This window comes from Rubrimonas cliftonensis, assembly GCF_900107585.1.
In the GTDB taxonomy this organism is placed as follows: Bacteria; Pseudomonadota; Alphaproteobacteria; order Rhodobacterales; family Rhodobacteraceae; genus Rubrimonas; species Rubrimonas cliftonensis.
Map to the genome: position 1 here is coordinate 138888 of NZ_FNQM01000003.1, position 24113 is coordinate 163000.

Annotated in this window: 23 protein-coding genes and 1 tRNA gene; 9 read left to right on the top strand and 15 right to left on the bottom strand. The window is 70.0% G+C overall.

The genetic code is table 11. The features are described 5' to 3' along the window. The first annotated feature begins 2 nt into the window (after positions 1-2). The 7 genes from BLW43_RS06115 to BLW43_RS06145 all read left to right on the top strand — a co-directional run bounded on the left by BLW43_RS06115 (position 3) and on the right by BLW43_RS06145 (position 4824). On the top strand, positions 3-596 hold the full coding sequence (locus tag BLW43_RS06115) for a DUF2062 domain-containing protein (RefSeq protein ID WP_281243476.1): 594 nt from the start codon (positions 3-5) through the stop codon (positions 594-596). Positions 597-621: 25 nt separating this feature from the next. Further along, on the top strand, positions 622-1428 hold the full coding sequence (locus tag BLW43_RS06120) for a pyridoxine 5'-phosphate synthase (protein WP_093250383.1): 807 nt from the start codon (positions 622-624) through the stop codon (positions 1426-1428). Positions 1429-1486: 58 nt separating this feature from the next. Continuing rightward, positions 1487-1879: a holo-ACP synthase gene (gene acpS, locus BLW43_RS06125; RefSeq protein WP_093250389.1), complete on the top strand. Its 393-nt coding sequence runs from the start codon at positions 1487-1489 to the stop codon at positions 1877-1879. 131 nt (positions 1880-2010) lie between these two features. Then, entirely contained in the window at positions 2011-2793 is a 783-nt protein-coding gene (lepB, locus tag BLW43_RS06130) for a signal peptidase I (RefSeq protein WP_093251556.1), read from the top strand. A 19-nt stretch (positions 2794-2812) separates the two neighbouring features. Next, positions 2813-3544, top strand: coding sequence for a ribonuclease III (rnc, locus tag BLW43_RS06135; RefSeq protein WP_093250391.1), 732 nt, complete (start codon positions 2813-2815; stop codon positions 3542-3544). Beyond that, the gene (gene era / locus BLW43_RS06140; RefSeq protein WP_093250395.1) at positions 3537-4490 is read left to right on the top strand and encodes a GTPase Era; all 954 of its coding nucleotides are present in this window, start codon (positions 3537-3539) and stop codon (positions 4488-4490) included. Before rnc ends, era begins: the two co-directional genes overlap by 8 nt. A 4-nt stretch (positions 4491-4494) precedes the next feature. Continuing rightward, entirely contained in the window at positions 4495-4824 is a 330-nt protein-coding gene (locus BLW43_RS06145; protein ID WP_093250398.1) for a DUF1491 family protein, read from the top strand. 395 nt (positions 4825-5219) lie between these two features. Here the strand turns inward: BLW43_RS06145 and BLW43_RS06150 are convergent, their stop codons facing one another. From BLW43_RS06150 to BLW43_RS06170, 5 genes are all read right to left on the bottom strand, one after another. Further along, on the bottom strand, positions 5220-6107 hold the full coding sequence (locus tag BLW43_RS06150) for an NAD(P)-dependent oxidoreductase (RefSeq protein WP_093250399.1): 888 nt from the start codon (positions 6105-6107) through the stop codon (positions 5220-5222). Continuing rightward, positions 6104-7018, bottom strand: a complete 915-nt coding sequence (locus BLW43_RS06155; RefSeq protein ID WP_093250400.1) for a carbohydrate ABC transporter permease — start codon at positions 7016-7018, stop codon at positions 6104-6106. The genes BLW43_RS06150 and BLW43_RS06155 overlap by 4 nt, the downstream gene beginning before the upstream one ends. Next, the gene (locus tag BLW43_RS06160) at positions 7011-7973 is read right to left on the bottom strand and encodes a carbohydrate ABC transporter permease (protein ID WP_093250408.1); all 963 of its coding nucleotides are present in this window, start codon (positions 7971-7973) and stop codon (positions 7011-7013) included. Before BLW43_RS06160 ends, BLW43_RS06155 begins: the two co-directional genes overlap by 8 nt. A 70-nt stretch (positions 7974-8043) precedes the next feature. Further along, positions 8044-9372 carry an ABC transporter substrate-binding protein gene (locus tag BLW43_RS06165; protein WP_093250413.1) on the bottom strand — a complete coding sequence of 443 codons (1329 nt, stop codon included), beginning with the start codon at positions 9370-9372 and terminating at the stop codon, positions 8044-8046. 75 nt (positions 9373-9447) lie between these two features. After that, positions 9448-10524, bottom strand: a complete 1077-nt coding sequence (locus BLW43_RS06170; RefSeq protein ID WP_093250420.1) for an ABC transporter ATP-binding protein — start codon at positions 10522-10524, stop codon at positions 9448-9450. A 224-nt stretch (positions 10525-10748) separates the two neighbouring features. Here BLW43_RS06170 and BLW43_RS06175 point away from each other — a divergent pair, with 224 nt between their 5' ends. After that, complete coding sequence (locus BLW43_RS06175; protein WP_093250425.1) at positions 10749-11582, top strand: bifunctional allantoicase/(S)-ureidoglycine aminohydrolase; 834 nt, start codon at positions 10749-10751, stop codon at positions 11580-11582. A gap of 110 nt (positions 11583-11692) precedes the next feature. After that, complete coding sequence (locus BLW43_RS06180) at positions 11693-12172, top strand: hypothetical protein (protein WP_093250427.1); 480 nt, start codon at positions 11693-11695, stop codon at positions 12170-12172. Between the two features lie 29 nt (positions 12173-12201). Here the strand turns inward: BLW43_RS06180 and BLW43_RS06185 are convergent. From BLW43_RS06185 to BLW43_RS06230, 10 genes are all read right to left on the bottom strand, one after another. Then, positions 12202-12277: transfer RNA gene (locus BLW43_RS06185), tRNA-Phe, on the bottom strand. 96 nt (positions 12278-12373) lie between these two features. Further along, entirely contained in the window at positions 12374-13519 is a 1146-nt protein-coding gene (locus tag BLW43_RS06190) for an iron-containing alcohol dehydrogenase (protein ID WP_093250429.1), read from the bottom strand. Further along, positions 13516-15000 (bottom strand): glycerol kinase GlpK, encoded by a 1485-nt coding sequence (gene glpK / locus BLW43_RS06195; RefSeq protein WP_093250432.1) that lies wholly within the window; start codon positions 14998-15000, stop codon positions 13516-13518. Before glpK ends, BLW43_RS06190 begins: the two co-directional genes overlap by 4 nt. A 315-nt stretch (positions 15001-15315) precedes the next feature. Then, positions 15316-17691 (bottom strand): hypothetical protein, encoded by a 2376-nt coding sequence (locus tag BLW43_RS06200; protein ID WP_093250435.1) that lies wholly within the window; start codon positions 17689-17691, stop codon positions 15316-15318. Between the two features lie 282 nt (positions 17692-17973). After that, complete coding sequence (locus BLW43_RS06205) at positions 17974-19686, bottom strand: ABC transporter substrate-binding protein (RefSeq protein WP_093250438.1); 1713 nt, start codon at positions 19684-19686, stop codon at positions 17974-17976. A 61-nt stretch (positions 19687-19747) separates the two neighbouring features. Next, the gene (locus tag BLW43_RS06210) at positions 19748-20173 is read right to left on the bottom strand and encodes a DUF2160 domain-containing protein (RefSeq protein ID WP_245730943.1); all 426 of its coding nucleotides are present in this window, start codon (positions 20171-20173) and stop codon (positions 19748-19750) included. Continuing rightward, positions 20173-20973 carry a carbohydrate ABC transporter permease gene (locus BLW43_RS06215; RefSeq protein WP_093250440.1) on the bottom strand — a complete coding sequence of 267 codons (801 nt, stop codon included), beginning with the start codon at positions 20971-20973 and terminating at the stop codon, positions 20173-20175. Before BLW43_RS06215 ends, BLW43_RS06210 begins: the two co-directional genes overlap by 1 nt. Positions 20974-20976: 3 nt before the next feature. Continuing rightward, positions 20977-21852 (bottom strand): carbohydrate ABC transporter permease, encoded by an 876-nt coding sequence (locus tag BLW43_RS06220; protein ID WP_093250443.1) that lies wholly within the window; start codon positions 21850-21852, stop codon positions 20977-20979. Further along, positions 21852-22931 carry an ABC transporter ATP-binding protein gene (locus tag BLW43_RS06225; RefSeq protein ID WP_093250448.1) on the bottom strand — a complete coding sequence of 360 codons (1080 nt, stop codon included), beginning with the start codon at positions 22929-22931 and terminating at the stop codon, positions 21852-21854. Before BLW43_RS06225 ends, BLW43_RS06220 begins: the two co-directional genes overlap by 1 nt. A 3-nt stretch (positions 22932-22934) precedes the next feature. Continuing rightward, on the bottom strand, positions 22935-24035 hold the full coding sequence (locus tag BLW43_RS06230; RefSeq protein ID WP_093250452.1) for an ABC transporter ATP-binding protein: 1101 nt from the start codon (positions 24033-24035) through the stop codon (positions 22935-22937). Between the last annotated feature and the right edge of the window lie 78 nt (positions 24036-24113).

Here is a 24113-nt window from a genome sequence, read left to right on the forward strand (position 1 = left end):
GGGTGTTCAAGCGGCGTGTCGAACTCAGCTGGCTAGGAAAGCTGCGGGCGGCGTTCGCTCCCGTCAAAGGGTGGCGACGGGGCTTTGCATATGCCGGCCGACGCATGCAGCGGCTGCCCGACACGCCCCATCGCATCGCGCTCGGCTTCGCATGCGGGGTGATGGCCTCCTTCACGCCGTTCTTCACGCTGCATTTCGTGGTTGCAGCCCTGCTGGCGCTTGCGGTGCGGGCGAATGTCCTTGCCTCGGCGATAGGAACCTTCGTGGGCAACCCGCTGACGTTTCCGTTCATCGCATGGACGTCGATCACGGTAGGGGACGCGCTGATGGGCGTCGGCGTTCATCCCGACACGTTCAACTTCGCCGACGTGTTCACCGACGTCGGCACGTTTCTCGATCAGGTTTTCGTGCCCTATCTCGTCGGCGGGTGCGCGCCGGGCGCCCTCGCCGCGCTGGCGGCCTATCTCATCGTCCGGCCGGTCGTCGCCGCCTATCAGGGCCGCCGGCGCGCCTTGCGCATGGCCGCGGCCAGCGCCAAGGTCGCGGCGCATCTGGCGCACATCAAACGCGGCAAGGTCGTCGACGCGACCGACTGACCGCGCAAGTCGGGAGGACGACGCGATGACGGGCGAAGCGAAGGGGCGCACGCAGCCGCTGGGCAGGCTGCGTCTGGGCGTGAACATCGACCATGTCGCGACGATCAGGAACGCGCGCGGCGGCAGGCATCCCGAGCCGCTGCGCGCGGCCAAGGCGGCGGCGGCGGCCGGCGCCGACGGGATCACCGCGCATCTGCGCGAAGACCGCCGCCACATCACCGACGCAGACATCGAGGCGCTGACCGAGACGCTCCGCGGCCTCGACCTCCCGCTCAACTTCGAGATGGCGGCGACCGAGGAGATGCAGGCGATCGCGCTGCGCCATCGCCCCCACGCCGTCTGCATCGTGCCGGAGCGCCGCGAGGAGCGTACGACGGAAGGCGGACTGGAGGTGGCGCGCGAGGAGAACCGGCTGGCCCATTTCATCGCGCCGCTGCGCGAAGCCGGCTGCCGAGTCTCGATCTTCATCGCGGCGGACGAGCGGCAGATCGAGGCCGCGGCGCGAATCGGCGCGCCGGTCATCGAGTTGCACACCGGCGCCTATTGCGAGCGCGACCATGACGGCGACCTCGCCGGCCGCGACGCGGAGCTGGAGCGGCTGCGCCGCTGCGCCGCCTTCGCGCACGGGCTGGGCCTGGAGGTCCACGCCGGGCACGGGCTGACCTACGAGACCGCCGGCCCCGTCGCGGCCTTCCCGGAGGTGATGGAGCTCAACATCGGGCACTTCCTCGTCGGCGAGGCGATCTTCTCCGGGCTCGACAGCGCCATCCGGCGGATGCGCGACGTCATGGACCGGGCGCGGCGCGAGGCGTTCGGCGAGGGCGCGGCGTGACGCCGAAGGCGCTCGCCGCCGTCGTCGCCTTTCGCGTCGCCGCCCGGACGGCGGCGCCGTGATCATCGGGATCGGGACCGATCTGGCGGACATCCGCCGGATCGAGAAGACGCTGGAGCGCTTCGGAGACCGCTTCGTGCAGCGCGTGTTCACCCCCGTCGAGCAGGCGCGCAGCGACCGCAGGGCCGACCGCACGGCGAGCTACGCGCGGCGGTGGGCGGCGAAGGAGGCGTGCTCCAAGGCCCTTGGCACCGGCCTGCGGATGGGCGTCGCCTGGCGCGAGATGGGCGTGATAAACCTCTCCAGCGGCCAGCCCACCATCGCGCTTTCCGGCGGCGCGGCGCAGCGCCTCGCCGCCATGGCTCCGGCTGGCCTCACGCCGCGCATCCATGTCACGATGACGGACGACCCGCCCTATGCGCAGGCGTTCGTGGTGATCGAGGCGATCTGACGGGCGGCGGCCCGAAGGGCGCTCAGGTTGACAGGCCGTGATGCGCGCGCAACAAGCCGGGCGCAGGCCCGGCTGAGCACGGCTCGGCTTTGACGCAGGAAACAATCGGTATGCGGGGCGACGGTCGCGGCATGGCTACTGGGAAGGTGAAGAAGAAGGAGGGGTTCCTCGAACTTCTGAAGACCATCGTCTATGCGCTGCTGATCGCAGGCGTCTTTCGAACCATCCTGTTTCAACCATTCTGGATTCCTTCCGGCTCCATGAAGTCGACGCTGCTGATCGGTGATTATCTGTTCATTTCCAAATACGCCTATGGATACTCAGCGGCGTCATGCCCGACCGTGTTCGGCGTGAACCTGTGTCCTTTCATTTCCGGACGGGTGCTTGCCGACGAGCCGGACCGCGGGGATGTCATCGTCTTCAAGCACCCGCGGACCGAGGAGGACTACATCAAGCGCCTGATCGGCTTGCCCGGAGACCGGATCCAGATGCGCAGCGGCGTGCTGCGGATCAACGGCGAGGCGGTCGGGATGGAGCGCGACGGGGTGTTCCTCGACGACAGCGCGGGCTTCTGCAGCGACCGCCGCACCGTGGACGGCGAGACCGTCTGCGCGCTGGAGCGGTGGCGGGAGACGTTGCCGGGGGGCGTGGCGCACACGATCCTCAACACGGCGGACGGGATGGCGTTCGACGACACGCCCGAGTTCGTGGTGCCCGAGGAGCATTATTTCTTCATGGGCGACAACCGCGACAACTCGCGCGACAGTCGCGAGCCCCGCGCCTCGGGCGGCGTCGGTTTCGTGCCTTTCGAGAACCTGATCGGGCGCGCCGAGGTCATCGCCGTCTCCGCCGACGGGCCGTTCTGGCGGGTGTGGGACTGGCGCTTCGGGCGCAGCTTCAGCGCAATCGACTGACCGCCATGGCGGGGACGCAATGAGCGGACGCGGCCCGGGCGCGGCGCAGGAACGCCTCGCCGGCGAGCGCGCGGCGCTGTTCGAGCGACTGGGCCGCAAGGTGGACGCCGGGCTGATCGACGCGGCGCTGACGCACCCCTCGGCCGCGAGCCGGGCGCGGCCGGACTATCAGCGGCTTGAGTTCCTCGGCGACCGCGTGCTCGGGCTGGTGATCGCCGAGGCGCTGATGGCGCGCTATCCGCAGGAGGCCGAGGGCAAGCTCGCGCCGCGGCTCAACGCGCTGGTGCGGGCGGAGGCCTGCGCGCAGGCCGCGGCCTCCATCGATCTCGGCGCGCATCTGCGGCTCGACCGCGGCGAGGCCCGCGCCGGGGGCCGGAAACGGACGCGCTCGCTCGGCGACGCGATGGAGGCGGTGATCGCGGCCGTCTATCTCGACGCCGGCTTCGAGGCGGCGCGCGCGGTGGTGCTGAAGCTGTGGGCGCCGCTGATCGCCACGCAGGGCGCCGAGGCGCCGACCGAGCCCAAGAGCGCGCTGCAGGAGTGGGCGGAGGCCCGCGGCCTGCCGCTGCCGGCCTACACGCTGCTCTCCCGCAGCGGCCCCGACCACGCGCTGCGCTTCGAGATCGAGGCGAGCGTCGAGACGGAACAGGGCCCGCGCTCTGCGCGGGCGGAGGCGAGCTCCAAGCGCGCCGCGGAGAAAGCCGCCGCCGCGGCTCTGGTCGCGCGGCTCAGGGGAGACGGGAATGGCTGAGAAGACGGCGGACGAGACGGCCGCAGAGGAGCCGGCGGGGGCGGCGCCGCGCTGCGGCTTCGCCGCGCTGATCGGCGAGCCTAACGCCGGCAAGTCCACGCTCCTGAACCGCATGGTGGGACAGAAGATCTCCATCGTCACCCACAAGGTGCAGACGACGCGCGCCCGCGTGCGCGGCGTCGCCATCGAGGGCGCGGCGCAGATCGTGTTCGTGGACACGCCGGGCCTGTTCCGCCCGCGTCGCCGGCTCGACCGCGCGATGGTCGCCGCGGCCTGGGCCGGCGCCGACGACGCCGACGTGGTGTGCCTGATGATCGAGGCCCATCGCGGCCTGACCGAGGGCGTCGAGGCCATTCTCGCGACGCTCGACGCGCATGCCGGGGACCGCCCGGTGGCGCTGGTGATCAACAAGATCGACCGGATGCGGCGCGACGCGCTGCTGGCGCTGACAGCGGAGATGAACGCGCGCCGCGCCTTCGCCGCCACCTTCCTGATCTCCGCCGAGAACGGCGACGGCGTGGACGACCTGCGCCGCTGGCTCGCCGGCGCCATGCCCGAGGGGCCGTGGCTCTACCCCGAGGACCAGATCGCCGACGCGCCGATGCGCGTCATCGCCGCCGAGATCACCCGCGAGAAGCTGACGCTGCGCCTGCATGAGGAGCTGCCCTACCAGCTCACCGTCGAGACGGAGACCTGGGAGGAGCGCGAGGACGGCTCGGCGCGCATCGAACAGGTCGTCTATGTCGGGCGCGAGGGCCACAAGGGCATCGCGCTGGGCAGGAAGGGCGAGACGATCAAGGCGATCGGCTCGGCCGCCCGCGCCGACATCGCCGAGGCGCTGGGGCGGCCGGTGCACCTGTTCCTGACGGTGAAGGTGCGGCCCGACTGGGAGCGCGAGCGCGACCGCTACAGCGCCATGGGGCTCGATTTTCCCGAGGGAAACTAGGCGCTTGGCGGGCGTCACCACGGCGTTCTGGGTCTCCGCCTACCGGATGCGGCTGGAGGCGGCGGGGATCGGCGTCTATCTGACGAAGCGCGGCGACCCCGACGCCGGCGCCGTGCTGGTGAAGATCGCGCGGCCCGACGGCTCGGCGACGCTCTGGGGACGGGCCTATGGCGAGGACGGCCGGCGGGTCTGGGCCGCGCTCGCCGAGGGGCCCGAGCGGGAGGTGGACGACGCGGCGACGCGACAGGCGCGTGTCGACCCCGACCTGTGGCTCATCGAACTGGAGGACCGCGACGGCCGGACGCTGTTGGACGAGCCGGGGCTGTCGGAGTAAGGCGCCCGCTGTTTCCATTTCGGAAACTTCTTTTGGGCCTGTGGAGCCGGCGGCGCGTAGGCGCCGGCGATGACTCTGTCATCGGCGGCGTGGCGACAAGCGAGGACAGCCTTGTGCGCCGCGCTGGCGAAAGTGCTCGCCGCCGCCGCGACGCCTTCGTGAAACTCTCAATGTTCTGCTGGTCTTGCGGGTGATTTCGGAAGAGGACTCGCCGTTTCTGCAAAGGTGCGTTTCGGGGCGGTTCTGACGCTTTCCGGCGCTGCTGCGGGCCGCCCTCACCCCGGCCCTCTCCCGCCGGGCGGGAGAGGGGGCGATATCGGCGCCGACGGCGCAGCAATCGGCTCTGTAGCGCGAGGTGCGGCGGGCTGGGCGCGGCGGGCCGGGCTTTTGGACGCTCAGGCGCCGGGCTTGCGGACCGGGCGGGCGCCGAGGGCTTCATAGAAGCGCACGCCCTGGCTGTCGTCTCGCCTGCCGAAGCCGGCGCCGGAAGCCCCGAGGAACACCTGGAGCGCGGCGGCGGAGACCACTGCGGGGAAGCGGCTGGCGCGGGCGGCGTCCATCACGATGCCGAGGTCCTTCACGAAGATGTCCACGGCGCTGGTGACGTCCTCGCCTTCCGTCATCATGCGCGGGCCGCGGTTGGCGATCATCCACGAGCCGCCGGCGGAGACGTTCAGGACCGAGAGCACCTGGGCGGGGTCGAGCCCGAGATGGGCGCCGAAGCTCATCACCTCCGCGGCGACGGCGAGGTTGCAGCCGGCGGCGAGCTGGTGGACCATCTTCATGGTGGAGCCGGCGCCGGGCGCGTCGCCCAGTCGCCAGACATTGCCGCCCATCGCCTCCAGCAGGGGCTGCGCGGCGCTCCAAGCGGCGTCCGAGCCGGCGGCCATCATCGTCAGCGCGCCGGCCTCCGCCCCCACCGCCCCGCCCGAAACGGGGCAGTCGAGATAGGCGAGGCCGAGCGCCTCGGCGGCGGCCCCGATCCGCTGCGCGTCCGCCGGGGGCACGGTGACGCCGGAAATCACCAGCGCGCCCTTCGGCAGCGCGGGCCCGGCCTCGGCCATCACGGCGTCGAGCTGCGCGGCGTCGACCACCATCACCACCAGCGCCTCGGCGTCGGCGCAGGCCTCGGCGACGGACCCCGCGCGCGCGCCGCCCTGCCCCTCCAGCCAGTCCAGCGCCTGCGCGGCGACATCGAAGCCCGTGACGCGATGCTGCGACTTCAGCAGGTTGCCGGCCATGCCCCGGCCCATGGCGCCGAGGCCGACGAACGCGACGTTCATTCCTTCACCGCGCCGGTCATGGCGGCGACGTAATGCTCGACGAAGAAGGCGTAGAGGATGACCAGCGGCAGCGAGCCGATCAGCGCGCCGGCCATGATCGAGCCCCAGCGGAAGATGTCGCCGTCGGTGAAGTTGGTCACGATGGCGACCGGGACGGTCTTGTTGGAGGCGTCGGAGATGAACACCAGCGCGTAGATGAACTCGTTCCAGCACAGCGTGAAGCAGAAGATGAAGGACGAGATCAGGCCGGGGATGGCGAGCGGCAGGATGATCTTTATCAGGATCTGCCAGCGCGTCGCGCCGTCGATCAGCGCACATTCCTCAAGCTCGTAGGGAATGGTCTTGAAGTAGCCCATCAGGAGCCAGGTCGAGAACGGGATCAGGATGGTCGGGTAGGTCAGGATCAGCGCGAAGGGCGTGTCGAACAGGCCGTACTGCACGATGATCATCGCCAGCGGGATGAACAGGATCGACGGCGGCACGAGATAGGCGAGGAAGATCAGCCCGCCGACCCACTGCGCCCCGCGATAGCGGATGCGCACGATGGCGTAGGCGGCGCCGATGCTCGCGATCAGCGACAGGAAGGTGGCGCCGACCGACACCATCATCGTGTTCCAGAGCCAGACGGGATAGTCGGTCTCGAACAGCAGCGTGGTGATGTGCTTGAGGGTCGGGTTCCACGTCCAGAGCGGGAAGGTTCCGTCGAGGTCGATCAGCTCGCCGTCCGGCTTCACCGCCGTCAGGCCCATCCAGTAGAACGGGAACAGCAGCACGACCATGATGACGCCGAGCGGCAGCCAGAGATTGACCAGCCGGCGGCCCCGCGTCTCGAGATAGTCCATGCCCTCGGTCGCGTCAGCCTGTTCGACGGTCACGGCCATGCGGCTCGTCGAGGTGCGGGCGTCAGTCATCGGAGCCTCCGCTCTGCCATTTGCGGCGCTGCAGGCCGAACCACGAGAACATGATCGCGGCGAGCAGGAAGGGGATCATCGCGGTGGCGATCGCCGCGCCCTCGCCGAGATTGCCGCCGAGGATGGCGCGCTGGTAGCTCAGCGTCGCCATCAGATGCGTGGCGTTGAACGGGCCGCCGCGCGTCAGCACCCAGATGAGCTGGAAGTCGGTGAAGGTGAACAGCACCGAGAAGGTCATCACCACGGCGATGATGGGCGTCAGCAGCGGGTAGGTGATGAAGCGGAACAACTGCCAGCGGGTCGCCCCGTCGATGGTCGCGGCCTCGTAGAGCGAGCCCGGCACTGTCTGGAGCCCCGCCAGCAGCGTGATGGCGATGAACGGCACGCCGCGCCAGATGTTGGCGAAGATCACGCTCGCCCGCGCCATCGTGCTGTCGCCGAGCCAGTTGATCTGGTGGTCGATCAGCCCCAGCCCCTGGAGCATCCAGGTGATGATCGAGAACTGCGTGTCGAAGATCCACCAGAACGCCACCGCCGAGAGCACCGTGGGCACGATGAACGGGATCAGCACCACCGCGCGGATGATCGCCTTGAACCGCATGTGCCGGTTCAGCAGCAGCGCGAGGTAGAGGCCGATGGCGAATTTCAGCACGCTGGCGACGGTGGTGTAGAGCAGCGTGTTGAACACGCTCAGCCAGAACACGTCGTCGCCCCAGAGCCAGGCGTAGTTCTCGAAGCCGATGAATTCGCCGGGGCGGCCGATGCGGCTGTCGGTGAAGGAGAGCCAGACGCCGAGGCCCAGCGGGTAGGCCAGGAACAGGATCAGGAAGCCCGCCGCCGGCAGCATGAACCAAAGCCCGAGCCAGTTGCGATTGGTCTGCAGCCGGGTCCAGGCGCTCGCCCCGCCGGCCTTGGCGGCGGCGGAGCGCGTGGGGCTGAGCGGCACGTCTGCCATGGGCGGCGCTTCCTCTGCGGCGGCCCCGGCGGCTGCCGCCGGGGCGTCGGTCTGCGTGGCGCGGAAGGCGTCAGCGGTAGATGCGCTGGGCCTGCCGCTCGGCGACGCGCATCGCGTCCTGCGGGGTCGAGCGGCCGGAGCAGGCGTTGGCGATCATGCTGAGCACCACGAAGTCGGCCAGCGCCGAGGCTGCCTTTTCGCCCACCGAGCCGAGGCCGCCCGCCGTCAGCGTGCGATAGGCCGCGGGCTTGGCCGGGGCGAATTTCGGATCGGCGGTCCAGACGGCGAAATCCTCGCCGGCCGCATAGGCGTGGCTGAGATAGGCCCGCGCGCCGTTCAGCCACGGCCCGTAGTTCTCAGCCTCCATCATGAACTGCATGAAGGCCTTCACCGCATTGGGATACTTCGTGTAGGTCATCCCCATCAGCGGGTAGCAGATGTGGAACTCGGTGGGTTTGCCGACCGGCCCGACCGGCCAGTAGGCGTGGTTGATGTCCTCGGCCATCGCGGCCATCTTCTCGTCGCCCTCGGCGGCTGCGTTCTGCGCGGCGGCGTAGATAGAGACGCCGTTGTTGGTGAGGAACACCTCCTCGGCCAGGAACGCCTTGTTGTTGAAGCTGTCGTTCCAGGACGCGGTGCCGGGGATCCAGACGTCGTAGAGGTTCTTGGCGTAGACCAGCGCCGCCTCGGTCTCGGGCGAGTTGATGATCACGTTGTCGTCGGCGTCGACCAGGTTGCCGCCATGGCTCCACAGGCACCAGTGGACCCAGGCGTTGCCGTCGCCGGAGGCGAAGCCGAGCGCCATGCCGGCGGGCTTGCCGATGCGGTTCAGGGCGCGGTTGAGCTCAAGGAAGCCCTCGGTGTCGCCCGGCATCTCCGAGAAACCGGCCTCCGCGATGGCGGACTGGCGGTAGTTGATGAGGTTGGCGTTGTAGGCCACCGGCAGGGCGATCCATTGGTCGCCGGACTTGCCGTAGACCTCTGCGGACGGCGCCCAGCCGCCATACTTGTTGCCGATGTAGTCGGCGACGTCGGTGACGTCGATGCAGCGGTCGCTGAACAGGTGCGGCAGCGAGTAGAGGCCCCAGAACATGTCCGGCCCCGAGCCGACATTGGCGGCGACCGAGGCCTTGGGCTGCACGTCGTCCATGCCCTCGCTCAGCACCTCCACCGGCACGCCGGTGGCGGCGGTGAAGGCGGCGACGAGCGCCATGAAGCTGTCCTCCTCGGACTGGATGAAGCGCCGCCAGCGCAGCAGCTGGAGCGTGGCGCCCTCCTCCGGCGCGTGCAGCATGGAAGTCTGCGCCCAGGCCTTCGCCCAGCCGGTAAGCGACGTGGCCATGGCGAGCGCGCCGGTTGCGGCGGTGCTGCGCAGGAGCGAGCGGCGTGTCAGGTTCATCGGTAGTCCTCCCCTTTCGTTGCGCCGGAGGTTCGCTCCGGTCTGGTCGTCTCCGTCCGTGAGGCCCGCGACGCGTCAGGCGCGCAGGCTGAGCCCGGTGGCGGCGTCGAAGAGATGGGCGTGCGCGAGGTCGGGCGAGAGGCGGATGGTCTCGCCCGGCTTCAGCGCCACGCGCTCGCGGAAGACCGCGGTGATCTCGTCCTGGCCGTGCCGGGCGGAAACCTGCACCTCGGCGCCGGTCGGCTCGGTCACGACGACCTGCGCGGCGAAGCCATGGGCGTCTCCGGTCAGCGTCAGGTGTTCGGGCCGCACCCCCATCACGACCGGCCGTCCGTCCTCCAGCCCCGGCGTCTCGGGCGCGGCGACGGTCTCGCCATGGTCGGTGACGACAGTCATGCCGGCGCCGTTGCGCTTCGCCACGCCAGTCAGGAAGTTCATCGCCGGCGAGCCGATGAAGCCCGCGACGAACACGTTGCGCGGGTTGTCGTAGAGCTCCAGCGGCGCGCCGATCTGCTCGACATGGCCGCCCTGCATGACCACGATCTTGTCGGCCATGGTCATGGCCTCGATCTGGTCGTGGGTGACGTAGATCGTGGTGCCGCCGACGCGCTGGTGCAGCGCCTTGATCTCGGTGCGCATCTGCACCCGCAGCTTCGCGTCGAGGTTCGACAGCGGCTCGTCGAACAGGAACACCTGCGGGTCGCGGACGATGGCGCGGCCCATCGCGACGCGCTGGCGCTGGCCGCCGGAAAGCTGGCGCGGGAAGCGCGCAAGCAGCGGCGTGAGGCCGAGGATCGCGGCGGCCTCGGTCACGCGGCGGTCGGTCTCCTCCTGCGGCGCCTTCCGCAGCCGCATCGAGAAGGCCATGTTCTCGAACACCGTCATGTGCGGGTAGAGCGCGTAGTTCTGGAACACCATGGCGATGTCGCGCTCCTTCGGCGGCGCCATGTTGACCATGCGCTCGCCGATCCAGAGCTCGCCGGAGGTGATCGACTCCAGCCCCGAGATCATGCGCAGCAGCGTGGACTTGCCGCAGCCCGACGGGCCGACCAGCACCACGAACTCGCCGTCCTCGATGTCGATGGAGACGCCATGGATCACCTCGGACTGACCGAAGGATTTCCGGACGTCCCGGACGACGACTGACGCCATGCGCTTGACCCTCCCCAGGGCGGTTTCCTTCACGCGCCGGTTGGTCCGGCGTCGCACGGTCGAGCATTCCGCCCCGGGGACGCGCAGTCAAGCACTTGTTAAATCGATTTAACGAACGCGCCTCACGCTGTGGGGCCGGGCGGAGCCCGGCGCTTGCGTCCGCGCGTCGCCAGGCGCATCACCGCGGCGCGCGCCATGCGCCAGATCATGGGAGAGAGACAAGGATGCCGACGACCTACGCCTCGCCCCCCGGCGGCCTGCCGTCGCAGACGACCCTGCTGAGTGATCGGGCGGTCTTCACCGAAGCGTATGCGGTGCTGCCCAAAGGCGTGCTGCGCGACATCGTAACGAGCCGCCTGCCCGGCTGGCGTGGGACGCGGGCGTGGATCATCGCGCGACCCATGAGCGGCTTTGCGGAGACCTTCGCGCAGTATGTCGTCGAGGTCGCGCCGGGCGGCGGCTTCGACGGGCCGGGCTCTCCCGAGCCCGACCCGGCCGGCCAGGCGGCGCTGTTCGTCACCGCCGGCTCGGCGGCGCTGACCATCGGCGGCGAGCGCCATGCGCTGGGGCCCGGCGGCTTCGCCTACGTCCCGCCCGCGACGGACTGGACGCTGCTGGCGGAGGACGACGGCCCCTGCGTGTTCCACTGGGTCCGCAAGGCCTGGACGCCGGCGCCGGGGCTGGGCGCGCCCTGCGCGTTCGTGGCGCAGGAGGCGGAGATCGCGCCCGACCCCATGCCCGGCACGGACGGGGCCTGGGCGACGACGCGGTTCATGGACCCCGACGACTTGCGGCACGACATGCACATGACCATCGTCTCGATGCGCCCCGGCGCCGCGATCCCGTTCTGCGAGACGCATGTGATGGAGCACGGGCTCTATGTGCTGGAGGGCAAGGCGGTCTATCGGCTCAACCGCGACTGGGTGGAGGTCGAGGCGGGGGACTTCATGTGGCTGCGCGCCTTCTGCCCGCAGGCGGCCTATGCCGGCGGCCCCGGCCCGTTCCGCTACCTGCTCTACAAGGACGTGAACCGGCACCCCGCGCTGCAGATCGGTTGACGGACGCGGCGAACGTCTCGCTTGATCGGCGCCGTCGATGCGCCCACCCTCTGCGCGAGAGCGGATCGGAACCCGTCCCACCGCCGCGCGCCGCATTGGGAGATACGCCGATGGCCTGCACCTACATGCTTGAGCCGAAAGGCCACGAGAAGAAGGGCAAGCCCTGCGGGCGGCCGGAGTCGAAGGATGGCCTGTGCATCCTGCACCAGCCTGCGCCGACGACCGTCGCGGTGACGCCTGTCACCTATAGCTGGTCTCCGAAGCGCGAGGACGGCACGACGACGGTCAACCAGAAGTTCCAGGACGCCTGCGACGAGGTTTCGGAGCAGATCCAGAAGTACTGCGACAACGGCCCCGCGACCGGCGGACAGACCTTCACCGGAAAGACCGGCGCCAAGAACGACACCTTCCAGCTGCTGCACCAGACGCAACCGCGCACGAACCACACCTTCTTCTACAACTGGCAGGGCGCGGTGATGCACGTCTACGCCGCCGGAAAGCACACCGGCACGACGAACACGAAGTATGCGCTGACATGGTTCGACGGCTCGTCGGCGACGATCGACCTCAAGAAGAGCACCATCGTCTGAAGTGCGCGCCTCGCGCGCATCGGACTTGATGGTGCCCGGGGGCGGATTCGAACCACCGACACGCGGATTTTCAATCCGCTGCTCTACCAACTGAGCTACCCGGGCGACTGCCTCAGCAGTGGCGGCGGGAGTAGCATCGGCGCGCGGGGGCGTCCAGACCCCAACACGCCGAATGCGCCGACAAAATCGCGCAGGCCGCGGTCAGGGGCGGCAGGCGACGAGCGCAGCCTCCAGCGCCGCCCTCTCCAGCGGCACGGGGGCGCCCTTCATCGACGAGGAAAGCGCGGCGGCCTTCGCCACGTCGGCCTCCGCGCCGGCGATGTCGATGCGGGGCAGGCCCTCGGCGTCGGCGAAGGCGGCGAGCGTCTCCCACCCCTGCGCAGGATCGCCGCCGAGCGTCGCCGCGATCCAGCCGCGGACCTCGCGGCAGCGCGGGGCGATGGGGTGATCGGCGGGCAGCGCGGCCTCGGTCGCGGCCAGCACCGGCCCGGCGAGGCGGCCGCAGATCGCGCCATGGGCCAGCGTCGTGCGCCCGCCGATCACGCCCGCCAGCCCGTGCACCGCGCCGAGCTTCGCGTTTGCGAGCGCGAGGCCGCCGCAGAGGCTGGTGAAGGCCATGTCGGCGCGGGCGCGGGCGCCGGCGGAACCGCCCTCCCCCGCCAGCAGCCGCGGCAGCGCCGCGAAGCCGCGCGGGATCGCGTCGCGGCAGAGCGCGTCGGTCAGCGGGTTGGCCATGCGCGACAGGTAGGGCTCGATCACCTGCACGACGGCGTCGAGCCCGGAGGCGAGCGCGACGGCGCGCGGCAGGCCGATGAGCAGGTCGGGGTCCACCAGCGCCAGCTTCGGCAGCAGGCGCGCGTCGCGCAGCGAGACCTTGCGGCCATGCTCGGGCGCGCCGAGCACCGCGTTGGCCGTGACCTCGGCGCCGGTCCCCGCGGTGGTGGGAACGGCGATCAGCGGCAAGGGCTCGCCGGCCAGCGGCAGGCCGCGGCCGACGACCTCGAGATGGTCGAGCGGGTCGCGCGCCTGCGCCAGCCCGGCGACCGCCTTGGCGAGATCGAGCGCCGCGCCGCCGCCGACGCCGATCACCAGATCCGCCCCGAAGCCGCGCGCCGCCGCGACGGCGGCCTCCGCGTCGGCCACGGTCGGCTCGCCCGCGCAGGCGTGCGCCAGCGCCGCCACGCCGCTGTCGGCGAGCCCCTCGACGAGCCACGCCGCCCGCGCCGGCGTCGCGCCGGTCACGACGAAAGCGCGGGCGCCCATCGTCGGCGCCGCCGCCAGCGCCTGCGCCGCGACGCCGGGCCCGAAGGCGATGCGCGTCGCCGTGGCGAAGCCGAACGGCGTCACGCCGAGAGCGTCCGGCGCACGGCGTCGCGCCAGCCGGCGTATTTCCGGTCCCGCCGCGCAGGGTCCATCGAGGGCGTGAAGCGGCGGTCGAGCGCCCACGCCTTCGAGAACTCCGCCTGCGCGGGATAGACGCCCGCCTTCATGCCGGCGAGCCAGGCCGCGCCGAGCGCGGTCGTCTCCAGCACCTTCGGGCGGTCGACGTCGGCGCCGAGCATGTCGGAGAGGAACTGCAGCGCCCAGTCGCTCGCGGTCATGCCGCCGTCCACCCGCAGCACGATGGTCTCGTCGGCGGGATAGTCGGCGTGCATCGCCTCCAGGAGGTCGCGGGTCTGGTAGCCGACGCTCTCCAGCGCCGCCTTGGAGATCTCGGCGGGGCCGGTCGCGCGGGTCAGGCCGTAGAGCGCGCCGCGGCACTCGCTGTCCCAGTAGGGGGCGCCGAGACCGGTGAAGGCGGGCACGAGATAGACCTTCTGGTTGGGGTCGGCCTGCTCGGCGAGCCCCTGCGTCTCGCGGGCTTCGCGGATGATCTTCAGCCCGTCGCGCAGCCACTGCACCACCGCGCCGGCGATGAAGATCGAGCCCTCCAGCGCATAGGTCGGCTTGCCGTCGAGCTGATAGGCGATGGTTGTCAGAAGGCGGTTCTTCGACGTCACCGGCGTGTCGCCGGTGTTCAGCACCGCGAAGCAGCCGGTGCCGTAGGTGCTCTTGACCATGCCGGGCTCGAAGCACGCCTGCCCCACGGTCGCCGCCTGCTGGTCGCCGGCGACGCCGAGGATGGGGATAGGCCGGCCGAAGAGGTCGGCGCGGCTGTCGCCGAAATGCGCGGCGCTGTCGCGCACCTCGGGCAGCATGGCCATCGGGATGTTCAGCAGCCGGCAGATGTCCTCGTCCCAGTAGCCGCGGCGGATGTCGTAGAGCAGCGTGCGCGCGGCGTTGGTGGCGTCGGTGACATGGGACGCGCCTTCCGTCAGCCGCCAGATGAGGTAGCTGTCCACCGTGCCGAACAGCAGCTCTCCCGCCTCGGCCCTCGCCCGCGCGCCCTCGACCTTGTCGAGCAGCCATGCGAGCTTCGTGCCCGAGAAGTAGGGGTCGAGCAGCAGGCCGGTGCGCTCGGTCACCATCGCCTCATGGCCCTCGGCACGCAGGCGGCGGCACATCTCGGAGGTGCGCCGATCCTGCCAGACGATGGCGTTGTGCACGGCGCGGCCGGTCGCCTTATCCCAGACCACCACCGTCTCGCGCTGGTTGGTGATGCCGATGGCGGCGATGTCGTCGGCGCGCACGCCGGCCCGCTCCATCGCCGCGCGGCAGGTTCCGGCGACGGTGGACCAGAGGTCGTCGGGGTCGTGCTCGACCCAGCCGCTGTCGGGGAAGTGCTGCGGGAACTCCTCCTGCGCGGTCGCGACCACCTGCATGTCCGGGCCGAACAGAATGGCGCGGCTGGAGGTCGTGCCCTGGTCGATGGCCAGGATATGGGTCATGGAGCGTCTCCCCTAGGATGCCGTCGTCCTCGCGCGGGCGCCGATCGCGGCCCCGGGCGCGGGGCCGGGCGCGCGGTGGCGGGAGCATCGCGCCGCCCTCCGCATGGCCCGGCGCGCGCAGTATAGCGGCGGCGTCGCCGGGCGCCATGAGGGCGGCGGCGGACCGGGAGCGGCGGCGGGCCGGGGCGCCCGGCGACGCTCCCCCCGCGCAGCGCGCCGTGTCCCCGCGCACGCGCCCCTCGCGTCCCACTGCGCCCACGCCGCCTCGCACGCGCGGCGCGCACCCCGGTCGACCAGGGCGCCGCGGGGAGCGTTTCAGGCGAGGGGAACGGGCCGGCGGTAGCGCAGTTCGTAGAGCCGCCGCAGCGCGCGCAGCATCAGCCATGCGCTGGACAGGCCGAAGAGCCCGGCGCTGAGCACGCTGTAGAGGATGCTGTCGAGCGCGCTGAAGCCCCATGCCTCCTCGGGCGCCGGCCTCGCGAGCCGGGCGCGCAGCACGTCGAGGTCCTTGAGGTCGGGGTCGATGTCCTGCATCGCAGCGGCGGTCGGGCCGATCCAGTCGGGCCCGAGGGCCGCCGCGGCGCGGCCGACCTGCATCACGGCCTGCCGGCGCGCGACGGCTGCGCCGTCATTGTCGGCCACCGCGAAATAGGCCTGCGGCGCGCCGTCCCACGCCGTCCGCAGCGCGCCCTTCACCCTGTCGAGCGCCTCCTCAGCCGAGAGATTCTCACCCGTGTCGAGCGCGCGCACGCGCTCGATGGGCGCGGCGACCGCCTGCGCGACGGTCCGCTCCATCATCTCGACGCGCGCATCGGTCCCGGCGGCGGCCTCGCGGTAGCCGAGCGCGTCCATCGCGACGAAGCAGAGCACGGCGAGGCCCACCGCGTTTGCGGCGAGGATGACCTGTCCGCGGCGCGGGTCTCCGGGCGGCCTCTCCTGCCGGTCCCGCCACGCCGAGTTGGAGACGTGGTCGTAGATCAGCGCCATCATGCAGGCGTGGAAGCCGCCGAGGACGGCGAACATGAGCGCCGCCCAGAACTGCCCCGCCACGCCGGCGTCGCCGAGCGAGACGTAGTCGTTGAACACCTGATGGAAGTCGAGCTCGCCGCCGTGGCTGCGGACGTGGGAGACATGCCCCCACATGCGGCTGAACATCAGGTAGGTCGCCATCGAGATCGCCGAGACGAACCAGGCGTTGATGAACAGGAAGACGTATTGCAGCGTCGGAAACACGTTGTCGGGGTCGAAGGCGTTGCGCCATGCGTTGCGCGCGGCGGCGGACTGGCGCGCGCTCCAGGTCAGGAAGCTGGACGGGCCGTAGTTCACGAGAATCCCCATCGCCCAGAGCGCCCCGGCGCCCATCGCGGAGGTGTTCGGGAACGGGTTCACGCCCGAGGCGTGGCCGATCGCGCCGATGGCGAACATCAGCGACGCCATGATGAGCAGCGCGCGGAGAAGGATGTCCGCCTGCGGCGCGCGGGCGCCGCGCTCGGCCTCGGCGCGGAAGATCAGCTCACGCAGGAGGTTGGCCACCGCGTTGTCGCGGCCCGGCGTCGTGTCGGCGCGCTCGGCGTAGAGCGCGAGCAGGGCGCAGACGTCCTCCACGGCCTCCACCGCGCGGTCGCCGAGCGCGCGCCAGCGCGCCTCGAGCGCCCGGCCGTCGGCGAGGATGGCCCCGTCGGCCACCGCAACGGGCGGCGCGCCCTCTGCGCCCCTCACGGTCATCGGGAGCGCGGCGCCCTGCTCTGCGTCCTCGACCTTCGCCTCGCGCGTTGGCCGCCGGGAGCCATGGCGCTCCGCGAGGTCGGCCAGATCCTCGATCAGCGCCGTGACCGCCGGCACGATCTCCAGCTCCAGCCGCTTGAACTCGTTGCGCACGGTCCATGACGGCCATTCCGGCGCCGCCCGGCCCCAGGCCTGGAACGCGAAGAGCTTCAGCACCGCCTGCTCGATGCGGTCGACGCCGGGCCCGTCGCCCAGCGCCTCGCGCATCGCGCCCAGCACAATGCGCAGGCGCTGCGCCTCGGCGCCGCCGACGCGGAGATCGCCCATGTCGTCGGGTTCGATGCGCACCTGGAGCAGCAGGTCGGTGAACTCGTGGAAATGCGCCGGCACGCCGATCATCCGGTGCGCCAGCTCGCGCATCCGCTTCTCGATGCGGCTGAGGATCGGCGAGCTGGGCATCAGCCCCACCAGCATCAGCGCGAAGAAGAGCGGCGCGGAGGCGCCGTCGAACTCCGCCAGCGCGCCGGAAGCCTCACCGCCCGGCGAGAGGAGCTGGAGCGCGGAGGCGCCGCCGAGGCTCAGCAGCGTGTAGCCCAGCAGCAGCAGGCCGGCGTAGAAGGCAAAGCCGCGGGCGAAGACGGCGCGGCTGCGGAGCTGGTCGGGCGCGAACATCTCCACCAGCCGGGCGCGCCGCTGGGCGACGCTGCCGACGTCGAGCGGCCGGTTGAGCTGCTCGCGCGCGAAGGCGAGGATCACGAACACGCCGAGCGCGTAGCCGAGCGTCCAGGCGCTGTCGATGCCGAGCAGTCTGGCGATGGTCGCCTGCGTCTCGACGACGTTTCGGGGCGTCGGGTCGCCGGCGAGCTGGGCCGACGCGGGCGAAGCCGCCAGAAGCGTGGCGGCCAAGAGCGCAGCCGCCGTGCGCGACCACCGCTCCGCTTCGACGAAGGCGGCGCGGCCTGTCATGGCGCGACCGCCTCGTTCAGGTGCAGGTCTGGATTTTCGGGTTGCAGGGGTTGTACTGCCCCGGCGCGACGTCCGCGGGCGGGACCACCACTCCCGAAACGACCACGAAAGCGAGGACCATCAGCGTGCGCATGACGTCATCTCCTCAGAATTGCGGCTAAAGGATGACGCAATTCGAGCGTGCAATCAAACGATTTTAACGATTTGCAGGGTCGGCTTGAAGCGCATCGGCCAGCCGTCGCAGGAGGCGCGCGGCCGGTCGAAACCGGCCGCGCGGAACGCTCAGTTGCTCTCGGACCAGCTCTTCACGAGCTCGTCATAGCCGATGGTCACCGGCGTCGGATCCTCGTTGTCGAGCTTCGGCTTCGGCGAGCCCGGCTGGCTCAGCCAGTATTCGGGATCACGCTCCTCGTTCAGCTTCGGGCCGATGTCGCCCTGCACGCCGGCGCGCTCGAGACGGCTCATCACCTGCTCCTGCGCGGCGCAGAGGGCGTCCAGCGCCTCCTGGGCCGTCTTGGCGCCCGAGGAGGCGTCGCCGATGTTCTGCCACCAGAGCTGGGCGAGCTTGGGGTAGTCCGGCACGTTGGTGCCCGTGGGCGACCAGCGCACGCGGGCCGGCGAGCGGTAGAACTCCACGAGGCCGCCGAGCTTCGGCGCGCGCTCGGTGAAGCTATCGTGCTCGATGGTGGACTCGCGGATGAAGGTCAGCCCGGTGTGGGACTTCTTCACGTCCACGGTCTTCGACACGGTGAACTGCGCGTAGAGCCATGCGGCCTTGGCGCGGTCGAGGGGCGTGGACTTCATCAGCGTCCAGGAGCCGGCGTCCTGGTAGCCGACCTTCATGCCGTCTTCCCAATAGGCGCCGTGCGGGCTGGGGGCCATGCGCCACTTGGGGTTGCCTGCCTCGTCCACGACCGGGATGCCGTCCTTGACCATGTCGGCGGTGAAGGCGGTGTACCAGAACATCTGCTGGGCGACCTGGCCCTGCGCCGGAACCGGGCCAGCCTCGGAGAACACCATGCCGGCCGCGGCGGGCGGGGCGTACTTCGTCAGCCAGTCGATGTACTTCTCGATCGCATAGACTGCAGCGGGCGAGTTGGTGGCGCCGCCGCGCGCGACGCAGGAGCCCGTGGGCTGCGAGTTCTCGTTGACGCGGATGCCCCATTCGTCGACCGGCAGGCCGTTCGGCTCGCCCTTGTCGCCCATGCCGGCCATCGACATCCACGCGTCGGTGAAGCGCCAGCCGAGCGAGGGATCCTTCTTGCCGTAGTCCATGTGGCCATAGACTTCGCCCTCGACGCCCATGTGGCTGAGGTCGCGCCCGGTGAAGAACTCCGCGATGTCCTCGTAGGCCGACCAGTTGTCGGGCACGCCGAGGTCGTAGCCATAGGCGGCGCGGAAGTCCTCCTGGTTCTTGGGGTCGTTGAACCAGTCGTAGCGGAACCAGTAGAGGTTCGCGAACTGCTGGGTCGGCAGCTGGTAGAGCTTGCCGTCCGGGCCGGTGGTGAAGCTGGCGCCCACGAAGTCCGCGACGTCGAGGCTCGGAAGCGTGACGTCGGCGCCCTCGCCGGCCATCCAGTCGGTCAGGTTGCGGACCTGCTGGTAGCGCCAGTGGGTGCCGATCAGGTCGCTGTCGTTCACATAGGCGTCATAGACGTTCTGGCCGGTCTGCATCTGCGTCTGCAGCTTCTCGACCACGTCGCCCTCGCCGATCAGGTCATGCGTGACCTGGATGCCGGTGATCTCGCTGAACGCGCGGGCCAGCACGTTGGCCTCGTACTCATGCGTCGCGATGGTCTCGGACACCACGTTGATCGACATGCCGGCGAAGGGCTTCGCGGCTTCGGCGAACCACTCCAGCTCCGCCTTCTGCTCGGCTTCGGACAGGGCGGAGGGCTGGAACTCGGGCAGCCACTTCGCGATGGCCTCCTCGTTGGCCCAGGCCCCGCCTGCGGTGAGCGCCAGAACGGCGGCGCCGCTCAAAAGTCTCGTCATTGATCGCCTCCCATAGCGTTGAAGTCTCCCCGGCCTTTCCGGACGGGGTTTTTCTCTTCCCTCAGACCCAGCGGAACACCGCCGCGGCGTAGAGAAGCGAAACCGATAGTCCGCCCCAGAGCGGCGCGCCGAACAGCGCCAGCCAGCCGAGGCAGATGAAAGCGGAGCCCAGGAGCGACAGGAACAGCCGGTCGCCGGGGGTCGTCTCGATGCGCAGCACGCCGACGCGCGGCGTCTCCGGCGCCACGGCGCCCCACACGATCATCGCGAGCAGCAGCGCCGCGATCACGCCGAAGAACAACGCCCCTGCCCCGGTCCACGCCATCCACGAGCCGGGGCTCAGGTTCTGGGTGAAGTCGGCGCCGGCCGTCGCCGCGCCCATGACCGCGCCCGCCTGCCCGCTCGCCGTCAGCGCGCCGAGCGCGAGCCCAAGCCCGACGCAGATCCACGAAGCGACGGCGGAGCCTTTCTGAACAGCGACAGCCATCACACCCTCCCCAGCGCAAAACCCTTGGCGATGTAGTTGCGCACGAAGAACACCACGAGCGCGCCGGGGATGATCGTCAGCACGCCGGCCGCCGCCAGCAGCCCCCAGTCGAGCCCGGAGGCGGAGACGGTGCGCGTCATCGTCGCCGCGATCGGCTTGGCGTCCACCGTGGTCAGCGTGCGGCTGAGCAGCAGCTCGACCCACGAGAACATGAAGCAGAAGAAGGCTGCCACGCCGATGCCGCTCGCGATCAGCGGCATGAAGATCTTCACGAAGAAGCGCGGCCATGAATAGCCGTCGATGTAGGCGGTCTCGTCGATCTCCTTCGGCACGCCGCGCATGAAGCCTTCGAGAATCCACACCGCCAGCGGCACGTTGAAGAGGCAGTGCGCCAGCGCCACCGCGATGTGGGTGTCGAACAACCCGACCGACGAGTAGAGCTGGAAGAAGGGCAGTGCGAAGACAGCCGGCGGCGCCATGCGGTTGGTCAGCAGCCAGAAGAACAGGTGCTTGTCGCCAAGGAAGCTGTAGCGGCTGAAGGCGTAGGCCGCCGGCAGGGCCACGGCCAGCGAAATAACCGTGTTCATGGCCACATAGAGGATCGAGTTCACATAACCCATGTACCAGGACGGGTCGGTGAAGATCGTGACGTAATTCTGCACCGTGAAGTTGCGCGGAAAGAAGGTGATGCCGCCGAGGATTTCCGAGTTCGGCTTGAAGCTCATGTTGAGCAGCCAGTAGATCGGCAGCATCAGGAACAGGATGTAGAGCGTGACGACGAGGAAGTTGCCGATCTTCATGGCTCAGGCCCCCTTCCCGGCTTTGTCGCTGTTGGTCATCACGGTGTAGAACACCCAAGAGAGCAGCAGGATCACGAGAAAATACATCAGCGAGAACGCCGCCGCTGGGCCGAGGTCGAACTGGCCGAGCGCCATCTTCACGAGGTCGATGGAAAGGAACGTCGTCGCCGTACCGGGGCCGCCGCCCGTCACGACGAAGGGTTCGGTGTAGATCATGAAGCTGTCCATGAAGCGCAGCAGCACCGCGATCAGCAGAACGCCCTTCATCTTCGGCAGTTCGATGTAGCGGAACACCTTCCATCGGCTGGCCTGATCGATGCGCGCGGCCTGGTAATAGGCCTGCGGGATCGACTGCAACCCGGCATAGGCGAGCAGCACCACCAGCGAGGTCCAGTGCCAGACGTCCATCACGACGACCGTGATCCACGCGTCGAGCGGGTTCTGGGTATAGTTGTAGTCGACGCCGAGATTGGCGAGCGTCCAGCCAAGCAGGCCGATGTCCACCCGCCCGAACACCTGCCAGATCGTGCCGACCACGTTCCACGGGATCAGCAGCGGCAGCGCCATCAGGACGAGGCAGACGGAGGCCCAGAACCCCTTCTTGGGCATGCAGAGCGCCACGGCGACGCCGAGCGGCACCTCGATGGCGAGGATCACGGCGGAGAACAGGAACTGCCGCCAGAGCGCGTCATGCATCCGCTCGGACTCGAGCACCTGCGTGAACCACTCCGTCCCGGCCCAGAAGAAGACATTGTTGCCGAACGTGTCCTGCACCGAATAGTTGACGACGGTCATCAGCGGCAGCACCGCCGAGAACGCGACGAGCGCCACGACGGGCAGCACCATGAACCAGGCGCGGTTGTTGCGCGTCTTCTCCATCACGCGGCCTCCCCTTCCACGAGCCAGCCGTCGGCGTAGACGTTGACAGCCTCGGGCGCGAAGCGGAGCCATTCGGCGTTCTCGGGAACGCTCTGGCCCTCCTGCGCGATGGCGTTGACCTCGACGCCGCCGATGGTGGCGCGCACGACGCGGTGGCGGCCGACGTCCTCGACGCGCGTCACGCTCACCGGCAGGCCGGGCCCGGTCTCGGCGACCGAGGCGAATTCCGGGCGGACGCCGATCTGCACCCTGCCCGAAAGCCTGCCGTAGCGCCGGGCGAGCGGCAGCGCGCAGCCCATGACATGCGCCATCGAGCCCTCCACCTCGGCGTCGAGCACGTTCATGCCCGGCGAGCCGATGAAGTAGCCGACGAAGGTGTGCGCCGGGCGCTCGAACAGTTCCGCCGGCGCGCCCACCTGCACCACCTCGCCATCGCTCATCACCACCACCTTGTCGGCGAAGGTCAGCGCCTCGGTCTGGTCATGGGTGACGTAGATCATCGTGTGGCCGAACTCGCGGTGCAGCGCCTTGAGCTGGGTGCGCAGCTCCCATTTCATGTGCGGGTCGATCACGGTCAGCGGCTCGTCGAACAGGATCGCCGAGACGTCCTCCCGCACCATGCCGCGGCCGAGCGAAATCTTCTGCTTGGCGTCGGCGGTCAGCCCCTGCGCGCGCTCGTCGAGGCGGTCTGCCAGCCCGATCATCTCGGCGACGGCCTTCACGCGGATGTCGACATATCTCGCGGCCGCGCGGCGGTTGCGCAGCGGGAAGGCGAGATTGTCGTAAACGGTCATGGTGTCGTAGACGACCGGGAACTGGAAGACCTGCGCGATGTTGCGCTTGGCCGTCGGGGCGCGCGTCACGTCCTGCTCGCCGAACAGCACGCGGCCCTCGCTGGGGATCAGCAGGCCGGAGATGATGTTGAGCAGGGTGGACTTGCCGCAGCCCGACGGGCCGAGCAGCGCATAGGCCGCGCCGTCCTCCCACACATGGCTCATCGGCTTGAGCTGGTAGTCGTCGCGGTTCGCCGGGCGGCCGCCGTAGCAATGGCCGAGATTGTCGAGGGTGATCTTCGCCATGGGTCAGGCCGCCGTCGCATAGGGGGCCGCGGCGGCGAGCGCGCCGCTCTCAGCGAAAAGATACAGGTGCCGCGGCTCGACGAAGACGCGCATCTCGGTGCCGAGCGGCGGTTCGTGCACGCCATGGGCCAGCGCCACCCAGCGGGCTGGCTCGCCGCCCGGCGGCCGCCAGTCGACATGCACGAAGCTCTCCGAACCGGTGATCTCGGTCACGGCGACATGGGCGTTGAAGGCCATGGCGTCGGTCTCGGGCCGCGTGATGTGAAGATGGTTGGGGCGGAAGCCGGCCATGTAGCGGCCGTCCGGCGCCGACGAGAGCGGCCCGGCGGGGAACGCGCCCGTCCCGAAGTCGAGGCTCTGGCCCGACTTTCTCACCGGCGCGAAGTTCATCGGCGGGTCGCTGAAGACGCGGGCGGTGGTGGCGTCCACCGGTGCGCGATAGACCTCCGGCGTCGGGCCGATCTGGGTCACGCGGCCCTCGTGCAGGCAGGCGGTGTTCCCGCCGAGCAGCAGCGCCTCGTGCGGCTCGGTGGTGGCGTAGACGAAGATCGCGCCGCTGTCGGCGAAGATGCGCGGCAGCTCCGCGCGCAACTCTTCGCGCAGCTTGTAGTCGAGGTTGGCGAGCGGCTCGTCGAGCAGCACCAGCGTCGCCTCCTTCACCAGCGCGCGCGCCAGCGCGCAGCGCTGCTGCTGGCCGCCGGAAAGCTCCAGCGGGCGCTTGCGCAGCTGCACCTCGTCGAGCCTGACCAGCCCCGCCGCCTGGCGCACGCGCCGGTCGATCTCTCCCGAGGCGAGGCCCTTGATGCGCAGCGGCGAGGCGATGTTGTCGTAGACCGTCGCCGCCGGATAGTTGATGAACTGCTGGTAGACCATCGCGACGTTGCGATCCTGCACGCGCAACCGCGTCACGTCGCGCCCGTCGAACAGGATGCGGCCTGCGTCGGGGCGGTCGAGCCCGGCCATCAGCCGCATCAGCGAAGTCTTGCCGGCGAGCGTCGGCCCGAGCAGCACGGTCATGCCGCCGCGCTCAAGCGTCAGGTCTGTCGGATGGATATGGGTCTCGGCGCCCGAGACCTTGGTCACGCCCTGCAGCGTCAGCGCCATGGACGTAGCCCCCCTTCTTGCTTTTGTTGTTGCTTGTGAGTTGGCTAGTCTAGGCCAGCCACGCAGCGCCCGTCATCC

What these genes read in the sequence shown, in the direction of transcription:
- BLW43_RS06120 (WP_093250383.1), top strand. Translation starts at nt 622, where the DNA reads ATGACGGGCGAAGCGAAGGGGCGCACGCAGCCGCTGGGCAGGCTGCGT.
- lepB (WP_093251556.1), top strand. Translation starts at nt 2,011, where the DNA reads ATGGCTACTGGGAAGGTGAAGAAGAAGGAGGGGTTCCTCGAACTTCTG.
- rnc (WP_093250391.1), top strand. Translation starts at nt 2,813, where the DNA reads ATGAGCGGACGCGGCCCGGGCGCGGCGCAGGAACGCCTCGCCGGCGAG.
- era (WP_093250395.1), top strand. Translation starts at nt 3,537, where the DNA reads ATGGCTGAGAAGACGGCGGACGAGACGGCCGCAGAGGAGCCGGCGGGG.
- BLW43_RS06150 (WP_093250399.1), bottom strand. Translation starts at nt 6,107, where the DNA reads ATGAACGTCGCGTTCGTCGGCCTCGGCGCCATGGGCCGGGGCATGGCC.
- BLW43_RS06155 (WP_093250400.1), bottom strand. Translation starts at nt 7,018, where the DNA reads ATGACTGACGCCCGCACCTCGACGAGCCGCATGGCCGTGACCGTCGAA.
- BLW43_RS06160 (WP_093250408.1), bottom strand. Translation starts at nt 7,973, where the DNA reads ATGGCAGACGTGCCGCTCAGCCCCACGCGCTCCGCCGCCGCCAAGGCC.
- BLW43_RS06165 (WP_093250413.1), bottom strand. Translation starts at nt 9,372, where the DNA reads ATGAACCTGACACGCCGCTCGCTCCTGCGCAGCACCGCCGCAACCGGC.
- BLW43_RS06170 (WP_093250420.1), bottom strand. Translation starts at nt 10,524, where the DNA reads ATGGCGTCAGTCGTCGTCCGGGACGTCCGGAAATCCTTCGGTCAGTCC.
- BLW43_RS06175 (WP_093250425.1), top strand. Translation starts at nt 10,749, where the DNA reads ATGCCGACGACCTACGCCTCGCCCCCCGGCGGCCTGCCGTCGCAGACG.
- BLW43_RS06180 (WP_093250427.1), top strand. Translation starts at nt 11,693, where the DNA reads ATGGCCTGCACCTACATGCTTGAGCCGAAAGGCCACGAGAAGAAGGGC.
- glpK (WP_093250432.1), bottom strand. Translation starts at nt 15,000, where the DNA reads ATGACCCATATCCTGGCCATCGACCAGGGCACGACCTCCAGCCGCGCC.
- BLW43_RS06200 (WP_093250435.1), bottom strand. Translation starts at nt 17,691, where the DNA reads ATGACAGGCCGCGCCGCCTTCGTCGAAGCGGAGCGGTGGTCGCGCACG.
- BLW43_RS06205 (WP_093250438.1), bottom strand. Translation starts at nt 19,686, where the DNA reads ATGACGAGACTTTTGAGCGGCGCCGCCGTTCTGGCGCTCACCGCAGGC.
- BLW43_RS06210 (WP_245730943.1), bottom strand. Translation starts at nt 20,173, where the DNA reads ATGGCTGTCGCTGTTCAGAAAGGCTCCGCCGTCGCTTCGTGGATCTGC.
- BLW43_RS06215 (WP_093250440.1), bottom strand. Translation starts at nt 20,973, where the DNA reads ATGAAGATCGGCAACTTCCTCGTCGTCACGCTCTACATCCTGTTCCTG.
- BLW43_RS06220 (WP_093250443.1), bottom strand. Translation starts at nt 21,852, where the DNA reads ATGGAGAAGACGCGCAACAACCGCGCCTGGTTCATGGTGCTGCCCGTC.
- BLW43_RS06225 (WP_093250448.1), bottom strand. Translation starts at nt 22,931, where the DNA reads ATGGCGAAGATCACCCTCGACAATCTCGGCCATTGCTACGGCGGCCGC.
- BLW43_RS06230 (WP_093250452.1), bottom strand. Translation starts at nt 24,035, where the DNA reads ATGGCGCTGACGCTGCAGGGCGTGACCAAGGTCTCGGGCGCCGAGACC.